The following is a 12,156-nucleotide window of genomic DNA, read 5'->3' on the forward strand; positions in this document are numbered from 1 at the left end:
CCGGTCAGGCGATTTCATGCCGCCATGGCGGGTTGGCGCCGGCCCGCGAGACCGTCACAGCCGCGGCTTTCGCGCCGAGCGTCAGCGCCTTATGGATGGCTTCTTCCGGCAGGCTGGCGATTGCCGTCTTCGACAACAGGCCCTGTTCGTGCAAGGAGGCAAGGATGCCGGCATTGAATGTGTCGCCGGCGCCGACCGTATCGACCACCTCGACCTTGTCCGGCACGACTGTGACCCGGTGCCGGCTGCTGTAACCGACCGCGCCCTCGCTGCCGTGGGTGACGACGATCAGCTTCGGACCGCGGTCCAGCCAGTTGCGCACGACGTCCTCATGCGAGCCGGCTTCGCCGAACCAGTTCAGATCCTCGTCCGACAATTTGACGATGTCGGCCATCGCCATCATGCCGCGGATGCGCCTGAGGTGCTTGGCCTTGTCGGGAATGAAGTTTGGCCGGATGTTGGGGTCGAGCATCATCACTCGGCGCTCATGCTCGCGTCGCATGAACTCTTCATAGGCCGACCCGGCCGGCTCCGAGATCAGGCTGATGGCGCCGAACAGCATGGCCTCGATCTCGCTGCCGAGTTCCGGCAGGTCCTCGATGGTCAGCATGCGCCCGGCGGTGTTCTCGTCATAGAACGTGTAGGTCGCCTGGCCGTTGTTGAGCCGCACGAAGGCGAGCGTAGTCGGGCGCGGCGAGGTGTGTGCATAGGTGGAACTGACCTTGCTGGCTCCCAGTGCCTCCCTGAGCTGGCCCCCGAACAGATCCGACGACAGGCCGGAGAAGAAGGCAGCGGGCGCGCCGAGCCGGCCAAGCGCAATTGCCGAGTTGAAGACGGCACCGCCGACATAGGGTGCAAAGGCCGACTCGCCCTCCGTCGTGGTCCGCGGCAGCATATCGATCAGGGCTTCGCCACAGCAGAGGATCATGAAGTCTTGCTTTCCGGCGGATAGATCACGCCCTTGCGAATGATGATGTTGGCATAAAGCCGCGGCTCGCTCGTCGCGACAATTGCGTGCGCGGCCTTCACCCGTGCATAGAAGTCGGCGCCGGCAAGCGCAACCACCTTGCGGCCCGGCGCACGCCTGGCGCAGATCGCTTCCATCTCATGGTGAACCGGATCGGCGAGCAGGGGATCGCCTTTGGCCGAGGCGCGAAACAGCGCCTGCGGCACGGCGTCGTCGACCGGCAATACGCTCAATACCGCATCGAGCACCGGGACGAGATGATGGCCATCGGCGCGGATCAGCCGCTGTGCCTGCTGCTCGGCCGGGTAGTTGCCGTCGACCAAGGCGATCTCGTCGCCATGGCCCATGGCGCGCAATATCGCCAGAAACTCCGGGCCGAGCAGCGCCGGGATGCCGATCAGCATGCTCAGAAGCTCCGGGAAATCGTGGTCGAGCCGATGAGGAAGCGCTCCGACAGCGGCAGGCTGGCGCCACCCAGCGCCCGCGCATGGATGCCGACGGTTCCCTCACGAATGGCCGGCAGCCTCAGGCCCTCGCCGTCGATCCGGCCGATGGCCTGGATGACGGCATCGACAAGCCGCCTGCGCACGGCAAGCGGCATCCACCCGTCGATCACCGCGGCTTCGAAATCAATGACGGAGGACGCCGAAACGATGGCATAGGCGAGCGCCTGCGAGGCGCTGGCGATCCAGTCGTCGAGCTCGGCGCCGATCTCGCCCCAGTCTCCCGGTGATGTCCACAGATGCGAGGCCTCGATGCCGCGCGCGTTGAGCGCCTTTTCCAGCATGGCGATCGACGCCACGTCGATCAACTGCGTCGGCTTGCCGTCCGGCCCGGGCACCGGCATCGAGCCCAGCGCGCCGGCATTGCCGGTTGGGCCGCCAAACAACCGGCCGTTCAGCACGATGCCGCCCCCGGCAAAGGCGCCGATGTAGAAATAGACGAAATCGCGTGCCGCACCCGCCGCGTGGCCGAACACGAGCTCGGCACCGCAGGCCGAGGTGGCGTCGTTCTGCAGATAGACTGGAAATTCGCATTGCGCCTGGATGTCGGCGCGGATGTCGCGATGGCGCCATTCGTCCATGATTTCGCGCGGCGCGCCCGCGGTATCGGCCCAGTTCCACAATTCGAACGGCATGGCGATGCCAAGCCCCGCAATGCGCTTGTCCTGCGCCGGGGTGAGCTCGCCGCGCATCTTGTTCATGCCGCCTGTGACGAATTCCACCGTCTCGCGCGGGGCAGGGTAGCGGTAGGAATGCTGCAGCATCGAGCGTACGTTTCCGAGGAAATCGATCAGCACCAATTCGGCGCTGCGGCGGCCGATCTTCAGGCCGATGAAATAGGCACCGTCGGGATTGAGCGCCATGGGTATCGAGGGCTGGCCGATCTTGCCGCGCAACGGCGCCTGGCGGACGAGCAGGTCGTCCTCCTCCAACTCGCGCATGATCACTGAGACCGTCTGCGCCGAAAGGCCGGTCATGCGTGCAATGTCGGATTTGGCTAGGCTGCCATGCTGGCGCACCAGCGACAGCACCAGCCGCTCATTGTGGTCCCGCATGCCGCTTTGATTGGTGCCGCGGTGCAGACGGCTTTCGGCCGCATTGGGCGAACCGTGCCTCGTAACGCCGGTCTCCACCCTGTTCCTCCGTCGTTTCCCCTCAATGCTTTTGGTCTAGAGTGGGTGAACAATCCCGCGTTGTCAATAATAAATAAGAGTGATTTAATTATTGACAGTGCTGGCGGACTGGTGTCTCTTGGGATCGGCGCCGATGCTGGGAGATTTCGTCGGACGCGCTGCAGATGTCGGTTGGCCGGCATCCTAAATGGTTCCATGGGAGGAAAATCGTGACCACGTCAAAACTGTTGAAATCCACCGTGTTCGCCGCGGCCGGACTGAGCCTGATGGCCTTTGCGTCGACGGCGTCGGCCGCCGGGGTCGGCGCCTGCTTGATCACCAAGACCGACACCAATCCCTTTTTCGTCAAGATGAAGGAAGGTGCGACGGCCAAGGCCAAGGAGCTTGGCGTCGATCTCAAGACTTACGCCGGCAAGATCGACGGCGACAGCGAGAGCCAGGTGGCTGCAATCGAGAGCTGCATCGCCGACGGCGCCAAGGGTATCCTCATTACCGCGTCCGATACCAAGGGCATCGTGCCGACGGTGAAGAAAGCGCGGGACGCCGGGCTGTTGGTGATCGCGCTCGACACCCCGCTTGATCCGATCGATGCGGCTGACGCAACCTTCGCGACGGACAATCTGGAAGCCGGCAAGCTGATTGGCGCATGGGCCGCTGCGACGCTTGGCGATAAGGCCAAGGATGCCAAGATTGGCTTCCTTGACCTGACGCCGTCGCAGCCGACGGTCGACGTGCTGCGCGACCAGGGCTTCATGATGGGCTTCGGCATCGACGTGAAGGACCCCAACAAGATTGGCGACGAGGACGACCCGCGCATCGTTGGCCATGACGTGACGAACGGCAATGAAGAGGGCGGCCGCAAGGCGATGGAGAACCTTCTGCAGAAGGACAACACCATCAACGTCATCCACACCATCAACGAGCCGGCAGCTGTTGGCGCCTACCAGGCGCTCAAGGCCGTCGGTCTCGAAAGCCAGGTGCTGATCGTCTCGGTCGACGGTGGTTGCCCCGGTGTGAAGTCGGTCACCGAAGGCGTGATCGGCGCTACCTCGCAGCAATATCCGCTGCAAATGGCGGCGCTCGGCATCGAGGCGATCGCCACTTTCGCCAAGGACGGGACGAAGCCGAAGCCGACCGAAGGCAAGAACTTCTTCGACACCGGCGTCAACCTTGTCACCGACAAGCCCGCCAACGGTGTGAAGTCCATCGACACCAAGGAAGGCCTCGCCAAGTGCTGGGGCTGAGGCTGGCCTGACCGGCAACAGATCGCGATCGGTCGGGGCTTGATCCCCGGCCGCTCAGGGTGGACGATGTGCCGGTCTAAACGCAAATAGTCCCGGCGGCAGACCGGAAGGCGTGGACGGCGTTGGCTCTTGGCTGAAGCCCAGGGGAGGAAACATGTCTCAAGCACAAGAATTCGAAAAAGTTCTATCGAGCAGCGACACAAGCGTCGCCGCGTTCGACGAGCATAAATCGGCCGTCAAGCGCGCCCAGCATTTCCTGCATTCCACGCCGGCAGCGGTGCCGCTGATCGTACTGGTTCTGGCGATAATTATCTTTGGCATCACCATCGGCGGGCGTTTTTTTTCATCCTATACGCTGACGCTGATCCTTCAGCAGATCGCCATTGTCGGCATTCTGGGCGCCGCGCAGACTCTGGTAATCCTGACCGCCGGCATCGACCTGTCGATTGGCGTGATCATGGTGATTTCGGCTGTGATCATGGGCAATTGCGCGGTCAGCTACGGTATGCCGGCCGTGCTCGCGGTGGCAATCGGGCTTGTCGCTGGTGGCGCATGCGGCCTGCTCAACGGGGTGTTGGTGGCCTACATGAAGCTGCCGCCATTCATCGTGACGCTAGGCACCTGGAACATCGTCATGGCCACCAACTTCATCTACTCGGCCAATGAGACGATCCGCGACACCGACGTCGACGTTCAGGCGCCTCTGCTGCACCTGTTTGCCTTGAGCTTCAAGGTCGGCACGGCCGTGCTGACGCTTGGTGTCATTGCCATGGTCGTTCTCGTGTTGGTCCTCTGGTACGTGCTCAACCACACCGCGTGGGGCCGCCATGTCTATGCGGTTGGCGATGATCAGGAGGCCGCGAAACTGTCGGGCATCCAGACGAAGAAGGTGCTGGTGACGGTATATGCTCTTGCCGGGCTGATCGCCGCCTTCGCAGCCTGGGTCTCCATCGGCCGCAATGGCTCGATCTCGCCTTCCGCCGCCGTGACCGACTACAATCTTCAGGCCATCACCGCGACGGTGATCGGCGGTATTTCGCTGTTCGGCGGGCGCGGCTCGATCCTCGGCACGCTGTTCGGCGCCATGATTGTCGGCGTCGTCTCGATGGGCCTCAACATGCTGGGCGCCGATCCGCAGTGGAAGGTGCTGCTCACCGGCGTGCTGATCATCGGCGCCGTGGCGATCGATCAATGGATCAGAAAGGTTTCGGCATAGCCATGACGCAGGAACCCATCCTCACCGCGCGCAGCCTGGTCAAGCGCTACGGTCGCGTCACCGCACTCGACAATGCCGATTTCGATCTCTATCCGGGCGAAATCCTTGCCGTCATCGGCGACAATGGTGCCGGCAAATCGTCGCTCATCAAGGCGATTTCCGGCGCGGTCGTGCCCGATGAAGGTGAGATCCGGCTTGAAGGCAAGCCCGTTGCCTTCAAGTCCCCGATGGAGGCCCGCGAGGCCGGCATCGAGACCGTCTACCAGAACCTGGCTCTGTCGCCGGCGCTGTCCATCGCCGACAACATGTTCCTCGGCCGGGAGATCCGCAAGCCGGGGTTCCTCGGCGAATGGCTGCGCATGCTCGATCGCCCGGCGATGGAAAAGCGCGCCCGCGACAAGCTCACGGAGCTTGGCCTGATGACCATCCAGAACATCAGCCAGGCCGTGGAAACGCTTTCCGGCGGCCAGCGTCAGGGTGTGGCGGTGGCGCGCGCCGCCGCCTTTGGCAGCCGGGTGGTGATCATGGATGAGCCGACGGCGGCACTTGGCGTCAAGGAGAGCCGCCGCGTCCTCGAACTGATCCTCGACGTGAAGAAGCGAGGCCTGCCGATCGTGCTGATTTCACACAACATGCCGCATGTCTTCGAGGTGGCCGACCGCATCCACATTCACCGGCTTGGCCGTCGCCTGTGTGTCATCGATCCGAAGCAGTATACGATGTCCGACGCCGTCGCCTTCATGACCGGCGCCAAGGTGCCGCCGGAAGCGGCGCTGGCAGCTTGAGCAAGAGCTTGAGGCCCATCGCCGAGGAACCCGAACGCGCTGTTTCCAAATGCCAAATTGCCGCAGGGCAACCCGGCTTTCGGTCGCCTGAATCGATTGAACATCCGGTGGGATGCACTAGCATTGGCAGAGATGGTGAAAGCCGCATGATCCTGGCAACGTCACGAGAGGCAGCATGACGCGCGCGATGACAACCGAAGCTCCTCCGCCCACACTCGAAAACCCGGATCCCAAGACGCTCGCCGACGAAGTCTTGCAGGCCCTCAAATACAGGGTCGGCAAGGGCACCAACGTTGCAACCCAGTACGACTGGCTCACCGCCTCGATCAAGGTTGTGCGCGACCGCATCGTCGATCACTGGATGCAGGCGACCCAAGAGGCCTACGCCCAGCAGGAAAAGCGCGTCTATTACCTGTCGCTGGAATTCCTCATCGGCCGCCTGATGCGCGATGCCTTCTCCAATCTCGGCCTGATGGACAATATGCGCGAGGCGCTGTCGTCGCTTGGCGTCGACCTCGACATCATTGCAGCGCTCGAACCGGACGCTGCCCTTGGCAATGGCGGTCTTGGCCGGCTCGCCGCCTGTTTCATGGAAAGCATGGCTACCGTCGATATCCCCGCGCATGGCTACGGCATTCGCTATGCCAACGGCATGTTTCGGCAGGAGATTCATGACGGCTGGCAGGTGGAACTGCCCGAGACATGGCTCGATCACGGCAATCCCTGGGAGTTCGAACGCCGCGAGCGCTCCTTCGAGGTCGGCTTCGGCGGCTCGGTGGAATCGATCACCTCGAAGGACGGCAGGCTCGAGCGCCACGTCTGGAAGCCGACCGAACATGTCCTGGCCGTTGCTTACGATACGCCAGTGGTCGGCTGGCGGGCCAATCGCGTCAATACGCTGCGTCTGTGGTCCGGCATGCCGGTCGACCCGATCCTGCTCGACAAGTTCAACGCCGGCGATCACATCGGCGCGCTCGCCGAAAGCAACAAGGCCGATGCATTGTCGCGCGTCCTTTACCCGGCCGATTCCCACAAGGCCGGCCAGGAGCTGCGACTGAGGCAGGAGTATTTCTTCTCCACCGCCTCGCTGCAAGACATCGTCCAGCGTCATCTCAGCCAGTATGGCGACTTGCAATCGCTGCCCGACAAGGCGGCGATCCATCTCAACGACACCCATCCGGCGATCGCCGTAGCCGAGCTGATGCGCCTGTTGATGGATGTCCACGGCATGGATTTCGACCAGGCCTGGAGCATTACCAAGCGCACCTTCGGCTACACCAACCACACGCTGCTTCCCGAAGCGCTCGAAAGCTGGCCCGTGCCGCTGTTCGAGCGGCTGTTGCCGCGCCACATGCAGATCGTCTACGCGATCAACGCCGAAGTGCTGCTCGAGGCGCGCGCCTCCGACCAGTTCTCGGACGAGCAGATCAGCCGCATCTCGCTGATCCAGGAAAATGGCGATCGCCGCGTGCGCATGGGCAATCTGGCCTTTGTCGGCTCGCACTCGATCAACGGCGTCTCGGCCCTGCACACGGAATTGATGAAGGAGACGGTGTTTGCCGATCTCCACAGGCTCTACCCGGACCGCATCAACAACAAGACCAACGGGATCACGCCGCGGCGCTGGCTAATCCAGTGCAATCCCGGCCTCACGACACTCACTCGAGAGGCGATTGGCGACGGTTTCCTCGACGACATCGACGAGATAAAGCGGCTTGATCCTTTCGCCGAGGACGCCGCGTTCCGGGACAAGTTCGCCGCCGTCAAACGGGCGAACAAGACGAGGCTTGCCAATCTTGTTGCCGACCGGCTCGGCATCAAGGTGGACCCCTCGGCGCTGTTCGACATCCAGGTCAAGCGCATCCACGAATACAAGCGCCAGCTCTTGAACATTCTCGAAGCGGTCGCGCTTTACGACCAGATCCGCTCACATCCAGAGCGCGACTGGATGCCCCGCGTCAAATTCTTCGGCGGCAAGGCGGCGCCCAGCTATCACAATGCCAAGCTGATCATCAAACTTGCCAACGACGTCGCCCGTGTCATCAACCGCGACCCCGCGGTGCGCGGCTTGCTGAAAGTGGTGTTCGTGCCGAACTACAATGTCAGCCTGGCCGAGATCATGATGCCGGCCGCCGATCTTTCGGAGCAGATATCGACCGCCGGCATGGAAGCCTCCGGCACCGGCAACATGAAGTTCGCGCTGAACGGTGCGCTGACCATCGGCACGCTCGACGGCGCGAATGTCGAGATCAAGGAATGCGTCGGCGACGACAACATCTTCATCTTCGGCCTGACCACAGAGGAAGTCGCCGAGCGGCGCAACAATGGTTACGATCCGCGCGCCGTGATCGAGGGCTCGCCCGAATTGGCGCAGGCGCTGTCGGCGATTTCATCGGGCGTCTTCTCACCTGACGATCCGGACCGTTATCGCGACCTGATCAACGGTCTTTACCAGAGCGACTGGTTCATGGTCGCCGCGGATTTTGATGCCTACGCCGCCACCCAGCGCGACGTCGATGCCGTCTGGCGCAACAGCCCGGACTGGTACGCCAGGGCCATCCGCAATGTCGCCCGCGTCGGCTGGTTCTCGTCCGATCGAACGATCCGCCAATATGCGAAAGACATATGGCACGTGCCCGCCTGATATGATTGCATGAGACCACGGACAATGTGGTCCTAGTGGAGTGGATTTGACCCTCGCATCCTTTGGAGGGTCAGGCGGCATGCGAATGTCGAATTCAAAACTCTACTAGAAACATACACTTGGTGCCCGGGGAGGATCACTGCCTGATGAGCAAGCCGCGCGCGACCGTTGCGACAAGCGGGCCGGACGGACTGGCGCAAACCAGCGATGTCGCGGCGATTGTCGCGGGCACGCACGGCGACCCGTTTGCCGTGCTCGGCGTGCATGAGGCAGGGAAGGGATTTGTCGCCCGTTGCTTTGTTCCTCATGCCGAGTCCGTCACTGCCTATACGCTGACCGGCAAGAAGGCTGGCGAGCTGTCGAGGCGTGACGATCGCGGTTTCTTCGAAGGCAAACTGTCGCTGCGCAAACGCCAGCCGCTGCGCTACCACGCCAGGAACGCAGGCGGTGACTGGTGGCTGACCGATCCATATTCCTTCGGCCCCGTGCTCGGTCCGCTAGACGATTACTATATCGCCGAAGGATCGCATCTCAGGCTGTTCGACAAGCTCGGCGCCCATCTCATCGACCATGAAGGTGCATCGGGCGTACATTTTGCGGTGTGGGCGCCCAATGCAAGGCGTGTCTCGGTGGTCGGCGACTTCAACGAGTGGGACGGCCGCAGGCATACCATGCGCGTCCGCCGCGACACCGGCATCTGGGAGCTATTCATTCCCGACATCGGCGCTGGCCGCCCGTATAAGTACGAAATCATCGGGCCAGAGGGCGTGAGATTGCCGCTCAAAGCCGATCCGTTCGCCTTCAAGTCCGAACTGCGCCCGGCCACCGCCTCGGTGACGGCTTTGCCGCCGGCGCATGAATGGGGCGACGAAGCGCACCGGAACTACTGGCGCAATGCCGACCACAGGCGCGAAGCCGTATCGATCTACGAGGTCCATGCCGGGTCATGGCGGCTTCACGACGACGGCAGCTTTCTGTCGTGGGATGAGCTCGCCGACAGGCTGATCCCTTACGTGGTCGAGACCGGTTTTACCCACATCGAATTCATGCCGATCTCCGAACACCCTTATGACCCGTCCTGGGGCTACCAGACGACGGGTCTTTATGCGCCGACTGCCCGCTTTGGCGATCCGGACGGTTTTGCCCGCTTCGTCGACGGCGCCCACCGTGCCGGCATCGGCGTCATCCTCGACTGGGTGCCGGCGCATTTCCCGGTTGACGAACACGGTCTGGCAAAGTTCGACGGCACCGCGCTCTATGAGCATGCCGACCCGCGCAAGGGCTTCCATCCCGACTGGAACACAGCGATCTATAATTTCGGGCGCCGCGAAGTGATTTCGTTCCTGGTCAACAATGCGCTGTTCTGGGCCGAGAAATATCACGTCGACGGACTGCGCGTCGATGCGGTCGCCTCGATGCTTTATCTCGATTATTCGCGCAAGGCCGGCGAATGGATCCCCAACGAGAAGGGCGGGCGCGAAAACCTCGAGGCGGTCAGCTTCCTGCAGCGTATGAACAAGGAGGTCTACGGCCACCATCCGGGCGTGATGACCATCGCCGAGGAATCGACCTCGTGGCCGAAAGTCTCGCAGCCGGTGCATGAAGGCGGGCTGGGCTTCGGCTTCAAGTGGAACATGGGTTTCATGCACGACACTCTGGAGTATTTTTCCAAGGAGCCGATCTTCCGCAAGCATCACCACAACGACATCACCTTCGGCCTGGTCTACGCCTTCAGCGAGAATTTCGTGCTGCCGCTGTCCCACGACGAGGTGGTGCACGGCAAGGGCACGCTGCTCAACAAGATGGCCGGTGACGACTGGCAGAAATTCGCGACGCTGCGCGCCTATTACGCCTTCATGTGGGGTTATCCCGGCAAGAAGCTGTTGTTCATGGGCCAGGAGTTCGCGCAGCCCCGCGAGTGGAGCGAGGCGCGCGCGCTCGACTGGAACCTGCTCGATTTCCGGCTCCACCGTGGCGTCTGGCAGACGGTGCGCGACCTCAACTATCTCTACCGCTCGCGCCCGGCGCTGCATGCCCGCGACTGCGAGCCGGAGGGCTTTTCCTGGCTGATCGTCGACGACAGCGCGAACTCGGTCTTTGCCTGGCTGCGCAGCGCGCCGGGCGGCAACCCGGTCGCCGTCATTTCCAACTTCACGCCGGTGCCGCGCGACAATTACCGCGTGCCGTTGCCGCAGGCCGGAAAATGGCGCGAGATCATCAACACCGATGCCACGGACTATGGCGGTTCCGGCATGGGCAATAGCGGCGGCGTCGAGGCTCAGGCGGAAGGAGGAGGCATTTCGGCGACGATGCTTTTGCCGCCGCTGTCGACAATCATGCTCGAATTCGTCCCAGACTAAGCTATGTCTGGAGTATCTAACCTGGGAGGATAAGAATGGCTGAAATAAAACGAACCCAGCCGCTGGCACGCGACGCCATGGCTTATGTGCTGGCCGGCGGCCGTGGCAGCCGGCTCAAGGAACTGACCGACCGCCGTGCCAAGCCGGCGGTCTATTTCGGCGGCAAGACCCGCATCATCGATTTCGCGCTCTCCAATGCGCTCAATTCCGGTATCCGCCGCCTCGGCGTCGCCACCCAATACAAGGCGCATTCGCTGATCCGCCATCTGCAGCGCGGTTGGAACTTCCTGCGGCCCGAGCGCAACGAGAGCTTCGACATCCTGCCGGCCAGCCAGCGTGTGTCGGAAACGCAATGGTACGAGGGCACCGCCGACGCCGTTTACCAGAACATCGACATCATCGAGGCCTATGGGCCGGAATACATGGTCATCCTGGCCGGCGACCACGTCTACAAGATGGACTACGAAATGATGCTGCGCCAACATGTCGAGGCCGGCGCCGACGTCACCGTCGGCTGCCTCGAAGTGCCACGCATGGAAGCTACCGGCTTCGGCGTCATGCATGTCGATCCCAAGGACACCATCATCTCCTTCATCGAAAAGCCCGCCGATCCGCCGGGCATTCCCGACAAGCCGGATTTTGCGCTGGCCTCGATGGGCATCTATGTGTTCAAGACCAAGTTCCTGATGGAGCAGTTGCGTCGCGATGCGGCAGAGCCCGGCTCGAGCCGCGACTTCGGCAAGGACATCATCCCCTACATCGTCGAGCACGGAAAGGCGATCGCCCATCGCTTCGCCAAATCCTGCGTGCGCTCGACCGCCGAGAACGAGGCCTATTGGCGCGACGTCGGAACGGTCGACGCCTATTGGGAGGCCAATATCGACCTGACCGACATCACGCCGGAACTCGACCTCTACGACCGCGACTGGCCGATCTGGACTTATGCCGAGTTGAAGCCGCCGGCAAAGTTCGTGCATGATGAGGATGGCCGCCGCGGGTCGGCCGTGTCGTCTCTCGTGTCGGGCGATTGCATCGTTTCGGGCGCTTCGCTGAAGCGAAGCCTGATCTTCACCGGCGCGCGCATCAATTCCTATTCGACATTGGAGGAGGTCGTCATGCTGCCGGACGTCCATGTCGGCCGCAACGCCAGGCTGAAGCGCGTAGTCATCGATCACGGCGTCAGGATTCCGGAGGGGCTGGTGGTGGGCGAGGATCCCGTCCTCGACGCCAAGCGTTTCCGCGTTTCGGAAAAAGGCATCTGCCTGGTCACGCAGGACATGATCAACAGGCTGGGATCGTAGTGC

Annotated in this window: 9 protein-coding genes; 6 read left to right on the forward strand and 3 right to left on the reverse strand. The window is 62.5% G+C overall.

Annotated features, from left to right (window positions below; genetic code table 11):
• Window positions 1–4: 4 nt before the first annotated feature.
• From NKH78_RS28695 to NKH78_RS28705, 3 genes are read right to left on the reverse strand one after another with little or no spacing between them, the layout of a single operon-like run.
• On the reverse strand, window positions 5–928 hold the full coding sequence (locus NKH78_RS28695; protein WP_352738803.1) for a carbohydrate kinase family protein: 924 nt from the start codon (window positions 926–928) through the stop codon (window positions 5–7).
• Window positions 925–1,371, reverse strand: a complete 447-nt coding sequence (locus tag NKH78_RS28700) for an RbsD/FucU family protein (RefSeq protein ID WP_352705729.1) — start codon at window positions 1,369–1,371, stop codon at window positions 925–927. Before NKH78_RS28700 ends, NKH78_RS28695 begins: the two co-directional genes overlap by 4 nt.
• 2 nt (window positions 1,372–1,373) lie before the next feature.
• On the reverse strand, window positions 1,374–2,603 hold the full coding sequence (locus NKH78_RS28705; RefSeq protein ID WP_352507573.1) for an ROK family transcriptional regulator: 1,230 nt from the start codon (window positions 2,601–2,603) through the stop codon (window positions 1,374–1,376).
• Window positions 2,604–2,869: 266 nt separating this feature from the next.
• Between NKH78_RS28705 and NKH78_RS28710 the strand changes: the two genes are divergently transcribed.
• The 6 genes from NKH78_RS28710 to glgC all read left to right on the forward strand — a co-directional run bounded on the left by NKH78_RS28710 (window position 2,870) and on the right by glgC (window position 12,153).
• Window positions 2,870–3,847, forward strand: coding sequence for a sugar ABC transporter substrate-binding protein (locus tag NKH78_RS28710; protein ID WP_502894341.1), 978 nt, complete (start codon window positions 2,870–2,872; stop codon window positions 3,845–3,847).
• 154 nt (window positions 3,848–4,001) lie between these two features.
• Window positions 4,002–5,063, forward strand: a complete 1,062-nt coding sequence (locus NKH78_RS28715; RefSeq protein ID WP_352479482.1) for an ABC transporter permease — start codon at window positions 4,002–4,004, stop codon at window positions 5,061–5,063.
• Window positions 5,064–5,065: 2 nt separating this feature from the next.
• Window positions 5,066–5,848 carry an ATP-binding cassette domain-containing protein gene (locus NKH78_RS28720; protein WP_352479483.1) on the forward strand — a complete coding sequence of 261 codons (783 nt, stop codon included), beginning with the start codon at window positions 5,066–5,068 and terminating at the stop codon, window positions 5,846–5,848.
• A gap of 175 nt (window positions 5,849–6,023) precedes the next feature.
• Window positions 6,024–8,492 (forward strand): glycogen/starch/alpha-glucan phosphorylase, encoded by a 2,469-nt coding sequence (locus NKH78_RS28725; protein ID WP_352738804.1) that lies wholly within the window; start codon window positions 6,024–6,026, stop codon window positions 8,490–8,492.
• A gap of 146 nt (window positions 8,493–8,638) precedes the next feature.
• A complete protein-coding gene (glgB, locus tag NKH78_RS28730) occupies window positions 8,639–10,852 on the forward strand; it encodes a 1,4-alpha-glucan branching protein GlgB (RefSeq protein WP_352778705.1) in 2,214 nt (737 codons plus the stop codon).
• 35 nt (window positions 10,853–10,887) lie between these two features.
• On the forward strand, window positions 10,888–12,153 hold the full coding sequence (gene glgC / locus NKH78_RS28735) for a glucose-1-phosphate adenylyltransferase (protein ID WP_254819896.1): 1,266 nt from the start codon (window positions 10,888–10,890) through the stop codon (window positions 12,151–12,153).
• The last annotated feature ends 3 nt before the right edge of the window (window positions 12,154–12,156 follow it).

The sequence above is a fragment of the Mesorhizobium sp. M0910 genome (assembly GCF_040319465.1).
GTDB lineage: Bacteria > Pseudomonadota > Alphaproteobacteria > Rhizobiales > Rhizobiaceae > Mesorhizobium.